Origin of the sequence: Paenibacillus sepulcri (assembly GCF_042647105.1) — a bacterium.
Classification (GTDB): Bacteria; Bacillota; Bacilli; order Paenibacillales; family Paenibacillaceae; genus Paenibacillus_Z; species Paenibacillus_Z sepulcri.
In genome coordinates, this window is sequence record NZ_JBHRUP010000001.1 from 629,029 (window position 1) to 649,472 (window position 20,444).

The window sequence follows — 20,444 nt, forward strand, 5'->3', positions numbered from 1 at the left end:
CAGTAATGGAAAACATATTGTTCGTAAAAGCGAACGACCGTCCGTCGGATCAAGCAGTCAGCAGCAGAATGTACGATACTTTCTTGAATAACTACCGCAAGAGCCACCCGAATGACAGTATAACGGAGGTTAATCTGTTTAACGTCGAGCTTCCCTATTTCGGAAATACGACGCTGAGCGGTCTTTATAAACTCAGCCAAGGGCTTGAGACTTCGCCGGAAGAGAAGAAAGCTGCTGATATTGCCAATTTTTATTTGGAGCAATTTATGGCAGCCGACAAGATTATATTCGCTTTCCCTCTCTGGAATTACACAGTGCCAGGTCCTCTGGTCACCTATATTTCCTATATTATGCAAGCAGGGAAAACGTTCAAATATACGTCAGAAGGTCCAATCGGTCTGGCGGCCGACAAAAAAGTCGCGCTTCTCACCGCAAGGGGTGGAGATTATTCCCTTGAATTCATGGCATCTATGGAAATGGCTTTAAATTATATAAAAACCGCCATCCGCCTTATGGGCATTCATAATCCCGATTCCGTAGTCATCGAAGGACATGCGCAGTATCAGGACCGCACTCAGGATATCATTGACAGTGGATTAAAAGAAACTGCGGATTTGGCAGCAAGGTTCTAAATTCTCACAGCTTTGTTGTGATCCGCTATTTACAAATAAATCAGCCACAGCAGCTTGCTGTGGCTGATTGCTATTCCGGAACCGTCTGTAATTCCATTTGTTTATTTCTCATTCTGATATCATGAGCGGTTCCCCATTCATTCATTAATCTCAATATGGGACCCAATGTATAACCGTATTCTGTAAGCGAATATTCGACTTTGGGAGGCACGACGGGATAGACGACACGCCTGACAACATCCTGGTCCTCCAATTCCCGCAGCTGGGAGGTCAGCATTTTCTTGGTTATATCCGGAATGGCCTTTTGCAGCTCGTTGAACCGTTTGGTCCCTTCAAAATAAAGATGGAGTAAAATGGTGCTTTTCCACTTTCCAACCAATACTTCCAGCACCGGATTGATCCGGCACATGTCTGGAAGAGATTTCATAGATCTTCCACTCCTTTTTAAGCTTGAAGGTTGTTTTTTCAATACTATAGTATTTGAATATACCTAGTGTTCTTATTGAACCATAAGTTACATAATAACACATATAGTCAATAAAATCTGATTTGCATTTCAAATCAAGTGATGAACTTAATTTAAAACAAACAAGGGGTTGAACAGAGTATGATCTCTGCTCATCCACTTGTTTGTTTTTGGTCAACAACCGCATATTTGAGCAAAATGGCGATCAGGGGAAAACGGGATGAACGTCCTACTTGCTCTTCCGCCCGGCCTCACGGAAGGCTGCCGGAGGAATCGCCTTGGCTTTGGTAAACACACGGGTAAAATAGTGGACAGATGAAAAACCGGTCCGCTCGGCAATTTCTTTGATCGGCATATCCGTGTGAGTGAGAAGATGCTCAATGGCATGTATCCGTTCGATCCGAACAAAGGAGGAGAATGATTCATGAATGCTGCCTGCGAACAATCTCGACAGCTGCCGCTGAGAGATGTTCAAATAATCTGCGACATCGGGCAGCGACAATGGCTCACCTAAATTATCCCGAATATACAGCTTCGCCCGCTTGACAAGCACTGCACCATTAGACGAAGCCGGCGGCGCGTCCAGGCTCCGTTTTGTTCCGATCAGCTCCCCAAATGATTCGAGAAGCGCGTGGGCGAGCGGAGAAAGGAGCGATACGGACAGCGGTCTGTCCCATTCTTCCGGCACCAGCAGCGACCTCCAGAGGTGAGCGGTTGGCGATTGCCCCGCAGAATCTGTCCAGACGGCTCCTTGAAGCAGCGATTTCGTATAGCTCTCATACGCTTCGGCTTCGGATTGGTTCTTGTCGGGCTCGAATGCCACGAACAACAGGTCCAAGCCGTCCACCTCGCTGATCTGATGAAGGACCTCCGGGCGCGAGTTGATAACCACGCCCTCGTATAACGGAAAGCTTCGTCCTTCTTCCTCATACACTCCGCTCCCGCCGTTTACATAACAAATCTCGTAAAAGGAATGCTTATGTACGGCATTGGCCGCCAGTTCATGGATGACTCCCCAATAATGGATCAAATACGTCATGGCCGGTCCCTTCAGCAGCCCCGCATAACGGTTCAGCCGGTCATTGCTTTTTGTCCATTGAAACATAATAATCCAAACTCTCCTTGGCGTAAAATTACAAAAGGATGGCCGCGGGCTGCAAATACGCGGCTTCTTACCCTCTCTATAATTAAAATGTATTTGCGGCAAAATGACCATAAGGAGAAGGACCCGAAAGAAGGAGTGAGAGTACCGCAAATACAGGACAAGTTAAATAGACAGAAGCCATTTATATTCGGAGTGAAGGAGCCATTTTACCATGAAAATTACAGCAGCGATGACGGCAGAAAAAGGCAGTCCATTTGAATTGCACGAGCTCGAGCTCGCCGATCCAAAACCAAACGAGGTACTGATTCGCATTGTGGCGTCCGGTGTATGCCATACGGATGCCGCTTCCAGAGATGGCGAAATTCCTGTTCAATACCCCGTCGTGCTGGGTCATGAAGGATCAGGCATCGTCGAGAAAGCAGGAAGCAATGTCACTTCCGTCGTCCCTGGCGATCATGTTGTCATATCCTTTGCCTCATGCGGCAATTGTGAATATTGTTTGTCCGGCAAGCCTGCTTACTGCAGCAGCTTCCTGATGCTTAATTTCGGCGGCGTAATGGCCGACGGAACAACTCCGCTTCATCATCACGAGCATGGCGTCAAAAATTTCTTCGGCCAATCTTCCTTTGCCACCTATGCGATCGCGAATGAACGGAGTGTCGTGAAAGTGGATAAAGAGATCGATCTTGCACTGCTTGGTCCGCTTGGCTGCGGCATTCAAACCGGGGCCGGGACAGTATTCAATTCCCTGCAGCCTAAATTTGGCGAGAGCATTGCCATATTCGGTGCCGGCAGCGTCGGACTCAGTGCGGTCATGGCAGCGAAGATTATCGGCTGCTCCAGGATTATTGCTGTCGATATTATACCGAGCCGTCTTGAACTGGCCAAAGAACTCGGCGCCACTCATGTCATTAACGGAAACGAAGCTGACGCTGTAGCAGAAATTCGCCGCATAACCAACGGAGGCGCCAACTACAGCATCGATACGACGGGTGTGACGGAAATCGGCATCCAGACGGCAGAAGCGATCCGAGTAAAGGGAACCGCAGCCTTTGTCGTTAAAGTGCCTGCTGGCGCAAGCTCCCACCGCTATTTTCGGCAAGTCTTTTGTTACGCTTTGGGAAGGGGATTCCATTCCACAATTATTTATCCCCCAACTCATTGAATATTATAAAGAAGGAAGATTTCCTTTTGATAAGCTTATAAAATTCTATGAGTTCAAAGATATCAACCAGGCCTTTAAGGATACAAAAACAGGGGTAACGGTTAAACCGGTATTGAAGATGGTTTAACCCGACAAACAGCAAGGGCGCTATCGAAAGCATTCGGCTTTCGATAGCGCCCTTTTTTTAAAAATCACGGATCAAGGCTGCATGATCCAGGAAAAGGCAAGTGCCTTCCCCTCATCCTGTAGGCTCGCTAGAAGCCACCACAAGAATCTAAGTGCTTTTTACAAATACGGCTGAACGATCCGCTTGACCCTCTCCAGCCCTTCCCACATATCGCCTGGCCCATCATAGATCAGCACCATCGCGCCGTCGAAGCCGGAAGCACTTACACGGTCAAGACAGAGACGGAACTCCTCTTCATCCGGCAAACCTTGCTCGTCATAATCCGCTTTGGCGTGTACGGACACACTTGCCGGCAGAATAAGCTCAAACTCTTCATATTTGTAAGGGGCCTTGAAGTTGCCGAAATCCGTAATAAATCCGATTGCGTCCTCCGTCAGCTCCAGAAGCTTCCTGCAGCTGCCACCTGTCGAGGTCAGCGCCTTGAAATTTTCACTGACCACACGCACACCTTTCGATGAACCGTATGCAGCCAGCTCCTTGAGGGCGGATGCCGACTGCCGCAGTGCCTTCTCGTTATCAGGATCGGCTTCACCGGCAATAATCCGGATCTGCTTCGCCCCTGCCAGCGCCGCAATATCAATCCATTTGCGGGACAGACCCATATCCGCAGCCAGCCGCTTTCCGTCTTCCGTTGTCAAATTGCCATAATCCAGCAGAAGCGTATCGAAGGATACGCCTGCGGACAGAAAAGACTGCTTCAGCTGCTCCAAATAAGCAGGCTCTGTCGATGGAAAATGAAAGTGGCAAACTTCGATGGCCTGATAACCGCGTCTTGCGGCTTCTGCAGGCAGCTCCAGAAGGGTGTGAATCTCATCCTGCGTCTGTTCATTTGTCGTATGCTCGCCCGTCTCTTCGTTCCACCCGGTCCAGCGGAGCGGACCAAGAAGCCGATGCAGACTCCAGGTACTCACTGATAAATAGGACATGAATAATAACCTCCTCAAATACAACGCTTTCATCCTGACTTACCCAGCTTAGCAGAACCATCGGGAATTTCAATATGTAATTTACACGCGGATGGAAATTGACAACGCCCACCCATGGATAGGAGGGCGCTGTTATTCCCTGCTTCAGAAGCATCTTCCCGGCAGGCTTGAAAGCCATGAGCAAGCTTATTTGAAAACCTTCAAGCGCTCTTCAATCGGTTGGAATTCCTTCTGTCCAGGCTCCGCCAACGGCTTGCCGAAAGGCATCTGGGCAATCATCAGCCAGCTTGACGGGATATTCCACGCTTGCTTGACCTCATCGTTGATGATCGGATTGTAATGCTGCAGAGATGCGCCCAGCCCTTCCAGCTCCAGTGCGGTCCAGACCACAAACTGCAGCATCCCCGAGGAATGATTGGACCATTCCGGGAACTTGTCCTTATACGTCGCAAACTGCTGCTGCAGATTTCCTACGACGGTCTGGTCCTCGTAGAACAGTACGGAGCCGTAGCCGCTGCGGAAGCCGTTGATTCTCTTTTCTGTCTGCGGGAAGCTCTCGGCAGGGACCATTTTGCGCAGGGTCTCTTTCGTTATATCCCATAGCCGTTCATGCTGCGCGCCAAACAGCAGAACCACTCTGGCGCTCTGCGAGTTGAACGCTGAAGGAGTATGCAGGATAGCATCACTCACAATTTCCTGGATCCTCCCATCGGAAACGATTCTGTCGCTGCCGATGGCGTAATAGGTTCTGCGTTTTTTCAAGGCCGTTAAGAAATCCTGACTCATAGTTAATCACTCCTCTGAAGAATTACTACTTGATTATGATATCCCGACTGATATTTCATTAACCAGCAAAAAAGGCTGATCCGGCAATGCGCGCCTAACAGCCTGCTGTCATCTTTTTGGCTGGAGCATCTTCCTGATCTCCTGTTCGGGAACCGGACGACTGAACAGAAATCCCTGCGCTTCATGACAATCCTGGTCGGCAAGAAACTGAAGCTGCTCCTCATGCTCGACCCCCTCTGCAACGACCCGCAGACCGAGGTTCTTGGCCATTGCGATAATCGTCGTTACGATTGCGGCATTATCCCTGTCGCTGATCACATCCACGAGAAAAGAGCGGTCGATCTTCAGCTTGTCAATCGGCAGCTTCTTCAAATAACTGAGCGAGGAATAGCCTGTTCCGAAATCATCCATGGACACCGACAAGCCCAAATTCTTCAGTTGATTCAGCTTTTCTATCACAAGATCCGTATCGTGCATGGCGACACTTTCGGTAATCTCCAGATCCAGACAGCGCGGAGTGATGCCTGTATCATTCAGAATGACGGCGATGGATTCCACCAGGTTGGATTCATAAAATTGACGCAAGGAAATATTGACTGCCACGCGGACCGGTCTAAAGCCGCTGAACTCCCATTCCTTGAGCTGCCGGCAGGCTTTTCGGAGCACCCACTCGCCCAGCGAAACAATCAGCCCGGTTTCTTCCGCCAGAGGAATGAATTCGACAGGGGATATCTCCCCCAGCTCGGAATGATGCCAGCGCAGCAGCGCTTCGACACCTACCAGCTGGCGGGTGGGCAGGTCGATCTGAGGCTGATAGTAGAGGAGCAGCTCCTCATTATGAACAGCTCTGCGCAGTTCCTTTTCCAACACCATTTTCCGCAAATAGGACCGGTCCATCTCGCTGTTATAGAACCGGTACTTGTTCCTGCCCTGCTCCTTGGCCCGGTGCATCGCCGTATCTGCCTGCTTCATCAAAGTCTCGGCATCCGAATTGCCCTCAGCGGACAGGCTCATCCCGATACTCGGGGTTGAATGCACCTCCTGCCCTTTCAACGAGAATGGGATCCTGAAAGCAACCAGGATTTTCTCCGCAGCCAGAACCGCCTCGGGATGCGAGCTGCCTGTGAGCATCACAACAAACTCGTCGCCGCCGATGCGGAACACATCGCCCTTCCCGTTCAATACCTCCTGCAGCCGCCGGGCAACCAATGTCAGAAATTGATCTCCAGCCGAGTGGCCGAGCGTATCGTTGATGATTTTAAACCGGTCCAAATCGATAAACATCAGGACGATTCCATGAGGAATTACGTTCAGGGCATCATTCAGCATCTGATTGAAGGATCTTCTGTTCGGCAGCCCTGTCAGCGTATCGTGATAGGCCAGCTCCATAATCCGCTGCTCATATTCTTTTCTCTCGGTAATATCGGTGGATACGCACAGCAGCTGGCGGGAATCCGATAGGTCAATTGGAATTTTCGCCGTTTGCACCCATCTGCGGCTGCCCTTGTGATCGACGATGAGCTGCTCCAGATTGTAGACGCCCTCTCCCGCTGCCAGCAGTTCGAGCTCATCGTCATCCCCGTGGCGGTCATCATCCTCGTATTTAATGAAATCCGTTTCTTTCCTGCCGACAATATTGTCAATCGTCTCTCCATACATATTGGCCAGCGAAAGATTGGCGAGCGTCAGCGCTCCCTCTTCGTTCTTGGTATAGATAAAGCTTGGATTGGTATCAATGACGGTCCGCAGAAATTCCTTCTGGTTCATCAGCGCGCGGTTCATTTCCTTGACGACATTGGCATGCATAAAGCAAAAGCCGATAAAGACGGCAATGGCAAAAATCAGGACCGCAATGCTGCTCGGGTATAAGCCGCTTTGCTGTGACATATTAAGCGTACCGATGGAATAAGCCACGATCGAAGTTGTGCTGAACAGCACCAGAAAGGATCTTCGATGGGAATTCGAGACCTTCAGACTAAGGAAAAAGCAGAAGCCGATAACGATGAAGAACAGCGGAACGTTCAGATTAAAGATCCAGCTGTATGATCCATAGACGGGAAACAGGAAGCTTGCGTAATGCTGCGATTCAACCAGGAGCAAGGATTGGATGCCTTGCTGCGTCCACCCGGCGGCATAGACAATCATGCTCCATACGGATAGGGCGATGATCAGTTTCCTGTTGATAACCCAGGCCCATTTGCCGGACAGCTCCTCTCTGTGGGCCAAACTCCGGTAAATGGCATAAGTCACATAGAGCAAAGATGGCGGAAGCATGATCGATCCAAAACGAAACAGGCGAAACAGAAAATCAATCCAGCCGAGGGGAAAATAATTATGCGCGAACAATATGGCCACATCCAGCTGCCAGACGCCGATAAATACCATAAAAATAAACAAGCTCTTGGACAGGATGCTTCTTCCGAACAAGGTTTGTATGGCGAGGCCAAGGCCCAAGGGCACGATTGAAAAAACTAGCATTAGAAAGAACATAGATCATACCCTCGCGATAGATGAATTTATATGAATTCCGTTAAATAAAAGTCAATTATCGTATTTGGACAGCAGCAGACAGGTATTGTTCCCGCCATAACCATGGGAAGTAACCGCGATCTGGTTAATCTCCTGATAACGGGTCTCGGCAACGATCGGCAAATCTGCGAAGCCCTGCCGCGACGATTTGATCGTTGGCGGAATAAATTGATGCTCAATAGAGATAAGCGACGCAATAGCCTGCATAATACCGCTTGCTCCAAAAGCATGTCCAAACATGCTTTTAATCGTCGTAACCGGAACATCGCCGTCAAAGGTATTGTTATAGGCCAGGTATTCCACCCTGTCGTTGGCGTTCAGGCCAAGCGCCTGACTGTTCACATATGTAGGCACATGGCTGCCAAGCACACCCTGCAGCGCCTTGGTCATCATTTGTCCGGTAAGGTCGGACGCGAATATGGATTGTCCATCATTATTAGTATATAGATTGTCTATCACCCCGTATAGATATGCATCCCGCCGCAAAGCGTCGTTCTCCCTTTCCAGTACGAGGACACCCGCACCCTCTGCCAGAACAAACCCCTCTCTATCCAGGGAAAAAGGAGTTCCCGCCTGTTCCTTGTCCAGCTCCATGGCCAACGCGCCCATCTTCGAAAAGCTGTAAACGCACCCTCTTGTAACCGGAGCATCTGACCCGCCGATTATACATACATCCGTCTGGTTGGCTTCCAGCAGCAGCTTCGCCATCAGAATCGCATCAAGCCCGGCCGTGCAGCCCGTGCTCAACGTAAAAACCAGACCGTTTGCCCCAATGTGGCTCGCTACAGCCGATGATAGACTGTGAGGATTGCCGGCCCCGGCGCTTGAAAGCGGAAATCTCTCATATTGGCTGTTGTTGCTCAATACCGCATACTGCTCAATTTCTGACAAGCCGCCAACCGAAGTCCCCATAATAACCGAAACTCGCAAACCCTCTTTATTCTTATGTATGCCTGACATGAGCATGGCATCCTCGGCAGCAGCAACCGCAAGGCGGGCTGTCCGGGGATAATTCTTATAGTTGAAGCCATTGATCTGTTTGAAATCGCCTTGTACAATACCGCAAACGAGATCTGTCCCATGCGGCCCTATCCCCTTGACCACCTCATGTGTGCATATGCCTGATTCCAGTATCCCCTTGAATTGCTGCACATCCAACGCACCGGGAGCTTTAATCCCGTACCCTGTCACCACTATTTTCTCCACGGTCTCCCAACACTCTCTCTATATCATCATTTATTTCTACAATGAATCTTGTAATTCGACATTGTTCGAGTCCATTATAGCTGAATCCGGCGTTTTCAACACGCTAATTTTATCCGCTTGGCTCTTTTTGCGCTTACCCGGGAAATAAACGGATTATTTCTTGCGGAATGACTGCTTTCGTCCCTTCTGGAAACAGCGGCTGATGCAGTCGATTTTACGCCGAGTCAGGCAGAGGCATCGCTGCACTCCGCCTGACTGACGTGCTGTTTACTGGCCCGGACGGATCCGGATAATGCCTAATTCATTGGCATTGATAGCAAATGCGTTGCCTCCTTGAGCGACAGTGGCATTAGCCAATTGGCTGGCCTTGAATTTCGTCTTGCTGTTTTCGAAGCTGACATTATTGGTTTGTTTGCTTTTCTTTTTCTTCATGAGATCACCTCCCTCCCCTGCTGACTGTTGGACAGCATTTGGCAATCGGGTGTAGGAGAACTATTTGCGGTTTTTCTTTAAAATCTGCACATTGACGGCATTGCTGGCCAGAGCATTGCCTATTGTTGATTCAGCCGAAGCCGTTTGAAAAATGTTTATCACGATATATTGGTTTTTACCCGTCCGGTACCGGTACGTTTTTACTCGGGATCTGATCATCTGCTGTCCTCCCATCCTGAGATTCTATTTACTATATGTAATAGATTCCCTCACGGTATCCGCGATTATAAGACTCGTAATTTAAAAGAGGCGATTGCCGATTAGAGATTGCGAGGACGGGAATTGAGGTTTTATGAATTTTTTATTGCATTTCGGATGAATATATATTAGCATGTTCATATTAGGTACTTATCGTACCTTATTGAGATTTATGGGAGGAGAATTTATATGGCTGAAAGAAATAGGACTGTATTGATTTCAGGTGCAAGCATCGCCGGCCCGACCCTGGCCTACTGGCTTTCCAAATATGGATTTGATGTAACCGTGGTCGAACGCGCGGAGACGATCCGGGGCGGCGGTTATCCCATCGATGTCCGGGGGACGGCGGTCGACGTGGTCGAGCGGATGGGGATACTCCGGCAGCTCCAGGCGGCTCATATCCATTCGCAGAAGATTACTTTTTACGATCCCGATGGCGGCATTGCCGGCGTGATCAGGCCAGAGGAGCTTACTGGCGGCGAGGAAGGACGGGACATTGAACTGCCCCGGGGCAGGCTGACGGAATCGCTGTTTGATCTGACTAAGCGCCAGTCGGTCCGATACTGGTTCAAGGACTCAATCGCCACCCTGAATGACGACGGCTCCGGTGTGGATGTCAGCTTCAAGAGCGGCCGTCGCAGCAGATTTGACATCGTCATTGGGGCTGATGGCTTGCACTCGAACACGCGTCGTCTTGTGTTCGGCCAGGAGGGGCCGTTCAACCGATATCTCGGTTATTGCTTCAATGGCTTTTCCATTCCGAATGATCTCGGCTTGTCCCACGAGTCCGTCACCTACGCCACTCCGGGGAGGATTGCCGTGTTATCGGCCTCTGGAGACAGCGATACGCTGCATGCCTTCCTGACGTTCGCATCTGAGCGGCCGCCATTTTCAGAGAACCACGATGCCGACAAGCAGCGCAAGCTGACCGCGGAGATATTTGCCGGCGGCGGCTGGGAAATCCCCCGTCTGGTGAAGGCGATGATGGAATCCGACGACTTGTATTACGACGTCGTCAGCCAGATTCACATGCCTCGTTGGTCGGCGGGGCGGGTAGCGTTGGTGGGCGATTCAGCCTTCGCGCCCTCTTTCTTGTCGGGACAGGGCTCAAGTCTGGCGCTCGTAGGCGCGTATATTCTTGCCGGAGAGCTGGCTTCCCATGAAGAGCACGGAGAGGCTTTCACAGCTTATGAGCAAATCATGCGGCCGTTTGCTGAAGCGAATCAGGCCCTGGCCGGCCGCGGCGCGACCTTCCTCTTGCCGCGCACCAGTGAGGAGCTTGAAGCCCGCAACCAAGCGCTGGCTTCATTGCAATCATCAGATCAGGAAAACATGCCCGGTGATGAGTCCAGAGACGTGCACAGCTCGCTTCGCCTGCCTGATTACGCTGCTGCGCTCGAGGCTGCAGCAAAGAGGATCTAGAACCCGTGAGAACGAAAGACGGGCAGGGAAACGCCGGGTGGTCTTCCCCCTTTCTCTTGCCGAGAAGACATTAGAAAAGAGCTGAACGCAAACAGCCCGCTGCCGTTATTTCATCCGGTGCGCGCTGTTTGCGTTCAGCATAATATCGTGGTTCGATGCAAAAAATAAGGTAATCCCGCAGCGCCCATTTTGAGAAAATGAGTTATGCAAGAACAAGCGGTAAAAAAATATCGTCAATAATTTCTGTGATAGCTTGGTCGGATAATGCCTCATGGGTTGTAAGCAATTCGTATCGGAGCAAATCTGCGGGGAGGGCTATAACCCTTGCATTGATTCTTTTCGGGTTAACCTCTCCCCGATCCTCAGCGTTTTTCAAAATTGTCTTCATGGCTAATGTCAGTTTGTCTTCGGTTCTCGGTTGCATAAGCTGCGGCAATGAAGAAATTAAATCCTTGCCATGATACTCGACCATTATGCCGTGTATGGTTTCAGCACCGATCATTTGCAGAGGCTTGACTATTCTCTGGAGCAGGATAAGCACATCCTTACGCAAATCGCCTGTGTCCGGCGCGTCGATGGAAGGCTTGGGCACATGCTTGATTATGGCTGCAACGACAAGCTTAGCTTTATTGGGCCAACGACGGTATACCGCATTTTTATTTGTTTTTGCCCGCACGGCGACTCCCTCCATGGACAATCGGGCATAGCCAACCTCGTTAAGTTCTTCCCAAGCGGCCTGCAGAATGGCATTCTCGAGGATATCGCCACGTCGCCGTGTGCCTTTATTCTGATTCTCTTTTTGAATGGATCCGTGGGAATCGGAAGACCTCTCATCCATTTTTTCATCCATACTTGCTTTCCTTCTTTCAACATTTTTATCATTTTCTATTTTTCGCTGCAAATATTCGCTATTTCTTTCCGGCGTGGTAATGACGGGGCTTTGCTCCTTCTCCCATTATACTACCAGGAGATGCGTGGTGAGAGGGTTTTGTTTACCGGCTTTTATTGATTCACAAGGAATTGGCATATTGCTAACTAAAGCTGGATTGTATCAAAAAAATGGAGCTTATGACAACTACAGCAGTTGAACATAAGCTCCGTATGATTATAGCTTCGTGTGGCGAGGGAACTTGTCGGTAAACGGCATGAGTTAACTGCCAACCTTGTAATTCCGTTCCGGCGTCAACATTGGTGATACAGGTTGACTTTTTTAACCTTGGCAAGCTCCATCTTACATTACAGCGGGAGACGTGCAATGATCTGCGCAGCTTCCGCCCTTGTCGCAAAGCCTTGGGGATTAAACATTCCGCTGCCTTGGCCATTATCCTACATGCTGCCGCAAAAAACTTCCGACGCCAGAAGGGGCATGCCCTATTCCTCGAAAAGCTTCTCTCCCCTATGCAGCCGCCAGGCTATCCGCGCCGTATGCGGCGTTTCCCTCGCAGTCGGCGCGTGGGCGGCCAAGTAACGCACAGCTGCGAGCAGCAGCGTTTCCTTCGCGCGCTCGGCAAAAAGATCATTACGTCCGCTCCATTTGCCGTAGGCGGTCATAGCCGCTTCATACAGCTGAAAAGAGTGAAATTCCGCATCCTCTCTCAATAGCCCATGACCAAGCGTGTTCATCAGCGCGGCGGGATCGCCTCCGGCCCGCAAATAACGGATCACCCATCCGGCGGCCTCGTTCACCTGCTGCCTCTGGTCCATGAGCTGCAGCAGCTCATCCAGTTCCGGGAGCTTGCCGCCGGGTGCGGGCTTCGGCCTTGCAGCAGCGGGAACATTGAGAAAGCGGTCCAGGTAAACGCTGATTGCTCCATAAAAGACCGCCCTCAGGAGCAGCGGCTGACGGCTGCGGGAGATCATTTCATACACCGCATGCGCATGTGTGAAGGTATGCAATACCGCAATCCAATCGCCAAAATCATTTTGCGTATGAAAGCGCACAATCCGCTCCGCCGCTGCAAGCTCGACCAGCTGCGCCAGGTGAAGAGGGTCTTTCCCCTCTTTGATGAATTGAAGCATCATATTAATGGTATGAAGCGGCTGATCGCCGAGCAGTGCGGCAACCAGAATTTCTTCCTCTTCCATTCTAAACGGCTGATAGGTTTTCTCGCCTCCGGTATGGACACTCAGCTGGCTGAACGCTTCCCGAAGCGGCTCAACCAGATTGACCGGCGCCTGCCATTGATGCAGCTCTTCGCTTCGCGTGGGGCTGCCCATGAGAGGGACCAGCGAAGCCAGCACCTGCATTCTCGTCTCGGGATTGACCAGACTTAGCGATTCGAATGCTTTATTATGAAAATCCAGGGTATGGCCGCCATCGAGATAAAAGTGGTCAGTGACCGCTGTGAGCATCATGTCCGCAAGCTCTTCATCCGAAGCCCCTCTGCCGACGGCAGTCAGCAAAATCCGCTCAGCTCCCTGCGTATCCCTTACTTCCATGCAGCTGCGGTACCATGCGGTCAGCCTCTCATGGGGAACCTCATCGCCCGGCAGCCTGCCCAGAAGATGATGCTCCGCTCTGCCGCTGCTGCTTCGGGCCACATGATGCAGCCCCTGGTACAACGCCAGCAGCTTGCCCATCCCATCCAGCTTTGGCAGGATGCGCGTCATCGCAGTCAGAATCGTAAGTCCCGAATTCCAGCCGCCGCTAAGACGGGTACCGTATTCAATGCCCGTCCGGGCGATTTCATCCGCCGGCACGCCTGATTCCAGCAGGCCGACAATCGCTTTGGCGATGACAATGCCGATATTTTGCTCCAGCCCGCTCTTCAACCGCTCCAGCTGCTTTTCCTTATCCCGGACGCCCCGCGAGCGCGAATGCACCCAAACGCCGTCCTCCCCTACTTTCACTTCATGCGAGGGAACATCATCCGCCCATGGATCAAACGTCCCTCCACTGCACACATCAAATCTGGCATGATGCCAGTGGCAGGTCAGGATACCGTCGCACAGGCTTCCCACATGCAAGGGAAATCCCAGATGGGGACAGCGGTTATCCACTGCGTATACCTGATCTTCATGATAAAATACGGCGATGCCGCCTTTAATGACTTTAGCTTTTTCCTGTTGAAGCGCTTCCAGTGTTCCGGCGAATAGCCAATCTTCCGTCACGTTTGCCATACTCATTAGGAACAAACCCCTTTCGGCCCGTATAATAAGCTTGCATCTTATTATAGCAGTGATGAACGGTTCACAGCCATGAAAAAGACGCGGCTCCCCGCCAAATGAGTACAGAACATCTCAGACGGAACCACTTTGAACACTTGCCGGACCAAGGATACATGGGCCAACGCCATTCCGTAACAAACACCCAGTCACGGCGGAGCGGTTCAGCATACACTTACAAAGTACCCCAAACATAAGGAGGTGCTTTGGAATGGGTTGTGAAGGCGAAGTCGGCGGAGTTGGCTACGGCGGTGCAGGCAGAGGAATCGGAATTATCCTCGTACTCTTTATCTTGCTGGTCATTATCGCTTGCAGTTGCGGATTTGGCGGATTCGGTTACTAATTAATCCCTATGGGACGTAATTCACTGAACACGTTCCGTACTTGTTAACCTCCCTAATAGACCCGCTCTGCGGGTCTTTTGCCGTTTCCCCGGCAAATCATTTTGCTTCCCGGCCGCACACTGCTGATTTGAATTTGGATAATGTTCCATAAAGTTTTCCATACTAGCTTTAATCCCGCGAATGGAGTGATCATTTTGCCTAAAGAAAAAAAAGAAGAACATGAACCGACTGTCGCGCCTGAGATGGATACTCATAACTCCCTTGAAGAGGAACCGACCGAAGAAGAACGGGAGCGAGGCGACTATACAGAAGTGACACGCCTCTATCTCGATCGGACTCCAGAGGATTGATATGAACAATTCCGTCCTCTTCTTTGTCGGGTTGTTCCTCGTCATTGTCGCAGGAATTCTTTGGACAACAGATACAAACCGGGCTGTCGTGTCGATCCTCGCGATCGTCGGCATCATCGCTACCGTTGCCGGCGCTGTATTGCATCTAAAGTACCGAACAAAAACTTAAAGCATATAACCTTCGTTTGTCAGGTCGTTTGCAATTACCAAGGAGGAGCAGTACATAAACGAACCTGTTTGGAATTAGAGCTGCTGCCGGTTTGATCCAGAGGATTTGAGTCCGGGATAGACCGGCTTCATGCGCAAGATTTTCAGGATAGGAGACTTCTTCATGAACAGCGTTTCCAAGTTTCTCATCGTTGCCGGTGTTGTCATAATCGGGATTGGCTTGATATGGGCTTTTCTAGGCAGGTTTATTAACCTGGGCCGATTGCCGGGTGACATCGCTGTCGAGAAAGGAAATTTCAAATTTTACTTCCCGATTGTTACCTGCATCGTGATCAGCGTCGCTCTCACTTTAATTTCATACCTCGTTCGCTGGTTCACGAAGTAGATCATCTCCTTCTCGGGTCAACCGTCCGCATTCATTCTTTATACTCCGCTCCTCGGTATTCCTATTATAGTTAGTGCAGAGGAAGAGCACTATTGTCGCGAAGGAAGTTGGGAACGTCAAAAGCCTTCGGAACTATTCAAAAATTGCAAAGCAACGAGGCATATAAATAAAGAAGGCTGCCACTCGGCAGCCTCCAGGCATTAAATTAACCTGCTTCACATGAGCTTAACAGGTACATTCTCTCCGTGTTTACTTATCGATGATCTCATCCAGTGATGATTGTGTATCACGCCTCAATATCTCGGCAATTTCACGATCACTTTCATTTTCACCTTGAATGGCTTTCGCCGCATCTGCCTGCTGCTTCAATTGCTCTTCAATTTGCCCGATACCATGAGCCTCTTGATGATTACGGCTTGATGTCATAGTTGTCACCTCCCTCAACATTCCAGGGAATTCCCCAACCATTATTATGCGTTAATTGACAGGGAATTATGACTTTGGCTAGATTTCCATACAGTCTCGTTTGTTTATATTAAAGTTAGTCAGTGGATGCTTTTCAACCTGACTGTCAGCCTTTGACCGCTCCGACCATCAAGCCCTTCACGAAATATCTTTGCAGGAATGGATAAAGGAATATGATTGGTCCAATCGTAACAACGGTAAGCGCCATCTTGATGGACTCCGAAGGAATCTGAGCGGAAATCCGCTGCATATCCATCGCATTGCTGGAGCTTTTGAGGAACTCCACATTCGAGACCAGCGTCCGCAGGAGCAGCTGCAGGGGCTGCAATTCCTGCTTGTCGACAAACATGAGACCGAGAAACCAGTCATTCCAGTAGCTCAGGGCCATGAATAATCCGACCGTCGCCAGAACCGGTTTGGCAAGCGGCGCAATCAGCCGGAAGAAGATCCGGAATTCGCCGGCTCCGTCCATTTTGGCCGATTCATAGATATCCTCCGGAATGGAGAGCAGAAAATTGCGGATCAGAAACATATTGAACGCATTGGCGAGCGGCGGAAGTATCATCGCCCACAGCGTATCCTTCAGATGCAAATAGTTGACACAGATAATGTACCAGGGTACGAGCCCGCCATTGAAGAGCATCGTGATAATGACATAGACGGATAAAATATTGCGGTATTTGAACGATCGCCTTGCCATCACATAACCGCCCATACTGGTCACAAGCAGGGACAGCAGTGTTCCGGCCGCGGTTACGAGCAGGCTGATTCCGTATGCGTCCACGATCCGGTTGGAGCCGAGAAGCAGGATCTTGTAGGAGTCAAATGTGATATGCCGGGGTATCAGCGCGTAGCCGTAATTGACTATATCATTCTCCGTGCTGAGCGAGCCGCTGATCACCATGATGAACGGCAGCAGGCAGGAAAGGCTGAATAACGAGATAACGAGAATAATAAAAGCCTGACTGAAGGAAAAGCTTTTGCTGTGCACGGCTTGTTGCCTCCTCTATCGTTCATTTAGAAAATGGCTGAATCCTTATCTACTCTTCGCGCCGCATAGTTGCTTCCGATTACGAGTACAAAAGCCACCACCGATTGAACGAAGCCTGCCGCGGACGCCATGCCGATATCTCCGGATTTTCTCAGGCTGCGGTAAACCAGTGTATCTATGACATCCGTTGTCGGAAAGAGCAGCGACGCATCGCCAATCATGGCATAGAACATCCCGAAATCGGCGTTCATGATCCGCCCGACAGCAAGCAGGGTCAGGATAATCACCGTCGGCTTCAGCATCGGAATGCTGATGTAGCGGGTCTGCTGCCAGCGCGATGCGCCATCGATGGATGCGGCTTCGTAATAGGAATTGTCGATGCCCGACAGCGCTGCCAAATAAATAATCGTTCCATAGCCGGTCACCTTCCAGCGCAGCGTCATGGTTAGAATAAAGGGCCATAATCCCGCTTCGCTGTAAAAATCAATAGGAGTGAATCCCAGCGATTCAATAATCCGGTTGACGGCCCCGCTCTCATAGTTGAGCAGATTGTATACGAACACCCCGACCACGATCCACGAAATGAAGAAAGGCAGGAAGGTGAGCGATTGCGTAACCCGCTTAAAATATTTGTTGCGCACTTCATTCAGCAGCAGCGCAAGTCCGATCTCGAACACGAGGCCGACCGCAATAAACAGCGCGTTGAGCAAAATCGTATTGCGGATCGCCCGGTAGGCCGCCGAGGAAGAAAACAGATAATCGAAGTTATTAAACAAGGGGCTCGCCCAGTCGCTCCCGAATATCCCCTTGCTGAAATCAAAATTTTTGAAGGCGATGACAAGCCCAGCCAGCGGCAAATAGTTAAACAGGAACAGCAGGACGGCAACGGGCAGGAACATGAGCAGCAGAGCGCGGTTGTTTATCAAATCCCTGATCAGCCCCGCGCTTTTTTTTCTGAGCGGGCTGCCTGCCTGCTTGGTTAGGGGGTTCATCATTTCTTCATCTCCTGTCTCTTGTTACTTTAATGATAACGAATCGGGAAAAAGGGGACCATGAGTCAGAATTAAACTTTGTGGTTCAGATTTGGCTTGTTCCGAAAGGCGGGGAAAAGAAGAGCGGCTGCGCATTCAGAACCTTCTTTCGATATTCGCAGGTGCTGCAAGCGCGTCTACCGCTTGTCACTGTTTGTCGCCGTCCTTTGGCGGCCGATAGGAGTGAAACTTATAAAATCTGCAGGGCAAACAAAAAAACTGCCCCACCACAAGGATGGGACAGCTACAAGCGTTGTTTATATCGCTAAACACTTACAGGGTTAAAACCCGTTATTCCTCAATTTCCGTCCAGGAATGCTCGGCACGCCAGTTCAACATGCGGCATGCCTGCTCGTTGCTGACCAGTGCTTCCCTTGCCTCGAACCGCTTGCCCCGGATTTCAACCCCGGGATAAAACTCGGCTAACAGTCGCGCTGTTTCCCAGTCACTCAGCGTATCCGGGGCGGTAATATTGAGCGATGCCGAGCCGCAGTTTTCTGCCTGGAGGGAGGCCAGGCATGCCGCGGCGGCGTCGCGGATGTCGATATAGCTCCACAGAGTCCGTTTATGCCGCTCGGGAGTGCGGATACTCGCTTCCATCGCCCTGTATTCCTCCGGTCTTATGATCGTCGAGAACCGGAGCGACAGTACCTGCATTCCGTTCCTGCGATTAAACATGTCTCCGGTCTGTTCATTCACAACCTTGGACAAACCGTAGCATTCCTGCGGAAGCTGGGGGTGGCTCTCGTCCACCGGCACGTAGCGCGGATCAAAGGGCGATGGTGCCCAAGCAAAACCATAGGAGGATTCACTGGAGCCAATAACCGCTTTTCTGATCCCAAGCACGGATGCCGCCTCCAGCACGTTATAGGTTGAAATAACGTTATTGGAAAAAATATACTCATGCGTATAACTGACCGGAGCAGGAATGGCTGCCAGATGGATAAGCGCATCCGTGCCGGACATCCCTCCGATCACCTGCCCCAAATCCTTCAAATCCACTCTGATCTGCTTGCAGCGCAGCTTGTCGGAACGACGCTCATCCAGTGCGGTCACCTGATGACCTTCTCTGAGCAGATGTTCCACAACCGCGTGCCCCAGTTTTCCGCTTGCTCCCGTTACAGCAACATTCATTATTCCGATCACTCCTATGCTGAATTATGGGCGTACCAGTGTACCATCTGCTTTTCGGTCCAGCTTGTAAGGCTTATGATAGGCCGTCCTGCTCCAATCATCCTGAAGCAGGCGGGCCGCCTTCTCTTCATCGATATCAATGCCCAGTCCGGGCTTGCCCGATTGATAGAGGAACCCGCCTCTTCTTTCAATCAGCCCGGGGAAGGCTTCGCGCTCCGCTTCTTTAAAATGATTGATTTCCTGTATGCCAAAGTTCCATACCGCCATATCCAGATGGACGGCTGCGGCCTGATTGACCGGATCGTTCTCTCCGCCTTCCTGCCAGGCTGTCCGGACGCCGAAGGTCTCGCATAATGCAGCGATCTTCCGGCAGGCGCTGATTCCCCCGGCCTTGGATACCCGCACGCGGATAAAATCAATCAGGCGCTCCTTGACGAGCTCCGTCCATTCCTGCGGATTGCTGAACAGCTCTCCGACTGCCTGCGGCGTCGAGCTTTGCTGCCTGAGCTGGCGGTACCAGCCGATCTGCTCGGGCGGCAGCACATCCTCAAGGAAGAACAACTGATAAGGCTCCAGGCGCTTGGACAGCTGTATCGCTGCGATCGGATGCAGATGCTCGTGCACATCATGTGTAAATTGAACGCCCATACCGAAGGTGAGACGCAGCTGCTCGAACATTTGCGGAATCGCATTCAGGTAAGCGGCTTCGTCAAAAACAGGGCCGCTGCTCCAGGGCTGCTCCGGACGACGCACCCCCTCCCCATCCACGAATCCTCCGCCCCCATAGGAGCCAAGCTGGCATCGGACAACCGAATAGCCTTCCTCCAGATAGCGGTGAACCTCATCCTTCAGCTGCTGCAGATCGGATCCGCCTGCGTGGCCATAACACGGGACGGCAGCCCTGCAGGCGCCGCCGAGCAGTTGATAGACCGGGAGTCCGGCTTCTTTCCCTTTAATGTCCCACAGCGCCATATCGATGCCGCCAATCGCAGTTTGCAGGGTGCTGCCGTTTCTCCAGTACCCGCTTGTATACATGGTCTGCCAGATATCCTCGATCCGGGAAGCATCCCGGCCGACGAGCAATGGCCCGAGCAGCTGCTCGACGATCTGTACAACAGCCTCGGGATTGTACATGTCGCTTGCCGATCCAATCCCGTATAACCCTTCCTGATCGGTCAATACCTTGACAATCGTCCAGCTTCCGTCATGCCGGGTGCGGATACATTTCACTTGTGTGATTTTTGCCACTTGCGCTTCCTCCGTTTCCAGACTTTTTAAACTTATAAAATTCGTATAT

At 50.9% G+C, this 20,444-nt stretch carries 22 protein-coding genes and 1 pseudogene; 7 read left to right on the forward strand and 16 right to left on the reverse strand.

Annotated features, from left to right (window positions below; genetic code table 11):
- The first annotated feature begins 5 nt into the window (after positions 1-5).
- Entirely contained in the window at positions 6-632 is a 627-nt protein-coding gene (locus ACFOLF_RS02795; protein ID WP_210039918.1) for an FMN-dependent NADH-azoreductase, read from the forward strand.
- A gap of 70 nt (positions 633-702) precedes the next feature.
- Here the strand turns inward: ACFOLF_RS02795 and ACFOLF_RS02800 are convergent, their stop codons facing one another.
- Together ACFOLF_RS02800 and ACFOLF_RS02805 are read right to left on the reverse strand one after the other, a co-directional pair.
- A complete protein-coding gene (locus ACFOLF_RS02800) occupies positions 703-1,059 on the reverse strand; it encodes a winged helix-turn-helix transcriptional regulator (protein ID WP_210039917.1) in 357 nt (118 codons plus the stop codon).
- 268 nt (positions 1,060-1,327) lie between these two features.
- Positions 1,328-2,203, reverse strand: coding sequence for a helix-turn-helix domain-containing protein (locus ACFOLF_RS02805; RefSeq protein ID WP_210039916.1), 876 nt, complete (start codon positions 2,201-2,203; stop codon positions 1,328-1,330).
- A 211-nt stretch (positions 2,204-2,414) separates the two neighbouring features.
- On the opposite strand from ACFOLF_RS02805, the gene ACFOLF_RS02810 reads away from it, so the two are divergent.
- A complete protein-coding gene (locus tag ACFOLF_RS02810) occupies positions 2,415-3,368 on the forward strand; it encodes an NAD(P)-dependent alcohol dehydrogenase (RefSeq protein ID WP_379113335.1) in 954 nt (317 codons plus the stop codon).
- Positions 3,369-3,653: 285 nt separating this feature from the next.
- On the opposite strand, the gene ACFOLF_RS02815 is transcribed toward ACFOLF_RS02810, so the two are convergent.
- The 6 genes from ACFOLF_RS02815 to ACFOLF_RS02840 form a co-directional block, all read right to left on the reverse strand.
- Positions 3,654-4,481, reverse strand: a complete 828-nt coding sequence (locus ACFOLF_RS02815) for a sugar phosphate isomerase/epimerase family protein (RefSeq protein ID WP_210039915.1) — start codon at positions 4,479-4,481, stop codon at positions 3,654-3,656.
- Between the two features lie 186 nt (positions 4,482-4,667).
- Positions 4,668-5,267 carry a nitroreductase family protein gene (locus ACFOLF_RS02820; RefSeq protein WP_210039914.1) on the reverse strand — a complete coding sequence of 200 codons (600 nt, stop codon included), beginning with the start codon at positions 5,265-5,267 and terminating at the stop codon, positions 4,668-4,670.
- Between the two features lie 108 nt (positions 5,268-5,375).
- Positions 5,376-7,757 carry an EAL domain-containing protein gene (locus ACFOLF_RS02825; protein WP_210039913.1) on the reverse strand — a complete coding sequence of 794 codons (2,382 nt, stop codon included), beginning with the start codon at positions 7,755-7,757 and terminating at the stop codon, positions 5,376-5,378.
- A 51-nt stretch (positions 7,758-7,808) separates the two neighbouring features.
- Positions 7,809-9,002: a beta-ketoacyl-[acyl-carrier-protein] synthase family protein gene (locus tag ACFOLF_RS02830; RefSeq protein WP_210039912.1), complete on the reverse strand. Its 1,194-nt coding sequence runs from the start codon at positions 9,000-9,002 to the stop codon at positions 7,809-7,811.
- A gap of 267 nt (positions 9,003-9,269) precedes the next feature.
- Positions 9,270-9,434 (reverse strand): hypothetical protein, encoded by a 165-nt coding sequence (locus ACFOLF_RS02835; protein ID WP_210039911.1) that lies wholly within the window; start codon positions 9,432-9,434, stop codon positions 9,270-9,272.
- Between the two features lie 60 nt (positions 9,435-9,494).
- The gene (locus ACFOLF_RS02840) at positions 9,495-9,653 is read right to left on the reverse strand and encodes a hypothetical protein (protein WP_210039910.1); all 159 of its coding nucleotides are present in this window, start codon (positions 9,651-9,653) and stop codon (positions 9,495-9,497) included.
- Positions 9,654-9,881: 228 nt separating this feature from the next.
- On the opposite strand from ACFOLF_RS02840, the gene ACFOLF_RS02845 reads away from it, so the two are divergent.
- Positions 9,882-11,114 carry an FAD-dependent monooxygenase gene (locus tag ACFOLF_RS02845; protein ID WP_210039909.1) on the forward strand — a complete coding sequence of 411 codons (1,233 nt, stop codon included), beginning with the start codon at positions 9,882-9,884 and terminating at the stop codon, positions 11,112-11,114.
- A gap of 202 nt (positions 11,115-11,316) precedes the next feature.
- Here the strand turns inward: ACFOLF_RS02845 and ACFOLF_RS02850 are convergent, their stop codons facing one another.
- From ACFOLF_RS02850 to ACFOLF_RS02860, 3 genes and pseudogenes are all read right to left on the reverse strand, one after another.
- Positions 11,317-11,964, reverse strand: coding sequence for a TetR/AcrR family transcriptional regulator (locus tag ACFOLF_RS02850; RefSeq protein ID WP_379113333.1), 648 nt, complete (start codon positions 11,962-11,964; stop codon positions 11,317-11,319).
- Positions 11,965-12,350: 386 nt separating this feature from the next.
- Positions 12,351-12,434: pseudogene (locus ACFOLF_RS02855) on the reverse strand (S-layer homology domain-containing protein); the annotation flags it as partial.
- Between the two features lie 51 nt (positions 12,435-12,485).
- Entirely contained in the window at positions 12,486-14,240 is a 1,755-nt protein-coding gene (locus ACFOLF_RS02860; RefSeq protein WP_379113331.1) for a Rieske (2Fe-2S) protein, read from the reverse strand.
- A 250-nt stretch (positions 14,241-14,490) separates the two neighbouring features.
- On the opposite strand from ACFOLF_RS02860, the gene ACFOLF_RS02865 reads away from it, so the two are divergent.
- The 4 genes from ACFOLF_RS02865 to ACFOLF_RS02880 all read left to right on the forward strand — a co-directional run bounded on the left by ACFOLF_RS02865 (position 14,491) and on the right by ACFOLF_RS02880 (position 15,526).
- Entirely contained in the window at positions 14,491-14,622 is a 132-nt protein-coding gene (locus ACFOLF_RS02865) for a sporulation protein YjcZ (RefSeq protein ID WP_210039908.1), read from the forward strand.
- Positions 14,623-14,817: 195 nt separating this feature from the next.
- Positions 14,818-14,973: a hypothetical protein gene (locus ACFOLF_RS02870; RefSeq protein ID WP_210040029.1), complete on the forward strand. Its 156-nt coding sequence runs from the start codon at positions 14,818-14,820 to the stop codon at positions 14,971-14,973.
- A 1-nt stretch (position 14,974) separates the two neighbouring features.
- Positions 14,975-15,142 (forward strand): hypothetical protein, encoded by a 168-nt coding sequence (locus tag ACFOLF_RS02875; RefSeq protein ID WP_210039907.1) that lies wholly within the window; start codon positions 14,975-14,977, stop codon positions 15,140-15,142.
- 162 nt (positions 15,143-15,304) lie between these two features.
- Positions 15,305-15,526, forward strand: a complete 222-nt coding sequence (locus ACFOLF_RS02880) for a DUF2905 domain-containing protein (protein WP_210039906.1) — start codon at positions 15,305-15,307, stop codon at positions 15,524-15,526.
- Between the two features lie 249 nt (positions 15,527-15,775).
- Here ACFOLF_RS02880 and ACFOLF_RS02885 read toward each other — a convergent pair whose 3' ends face one another.
- The 5 genes from ACFOLF_RS02885 to ACFOLF_RS02905 form a co-directional block, all read right to left on the reverse strand.
- Positions 15,776-15,952 carry a hypothetical protein gene (locus ACFOLF_RS02885; protein ID WP_210039905.1) on the reverse strand — a complete coding sequence of 59 codons (177 nt, stop codon included), beginning with the start codon at positions 15,950-15,952 and terminating at the stop codon, positions 15,776-15,778.
- 145 nt (positions 15,953-16,097) lie between these two features.
- Positions 16,098-16,982: a carbohydrate ABC transporter permease gene (locus tag ACFOLF_RS02890; protein WP_210039904.1), complete on the reverse strand. Its 885-nt coding sequence runs from the start codon at positions 16,980-16,982 to the stop codon at positions 16,098-16,100.
- Positions 16,983-17,008: 26 nt separating this feature from the next.
- Positions 17,009-17,974, reverse strand: coding sequence for an ABC transporter permease subunit (locus ACFOLF_RS02895; protein WP_210040015.1), 966 nt, complete (start codon positions 17,972-17,974; stop codon positions 17,009-17,011).
- 330 nt (positions 17,975-18,304) lie between these two features.
- Positions 18,305-19,147 (reverse strand): NAD-dependent epimerase/dehydratase family protein, encoded by an 843-nt coding sequence (locus tag ACFOLF_RS02900; RefSeq protein ID WP_379113327.1) that lies wholly within the window; start codon positions 19,145-19,147, stop codon positions 18,305-18,307.
- 24 nt (positions 19,148-19,171) lie between these two features.
- Positions 19,172-20,395, reverse strand: a complete 1,224-nt coding sequence (locus ACFOLF_RS02905) for an enolase C-terminal domain-like protein (RefSeq protein ID WP_210039903.1) — start codon at positions 20,393-20,395, stop codon at positions 19,172-19,174.
- Positions 20,396-20,444: the final 49 nt, after the last annotated feature.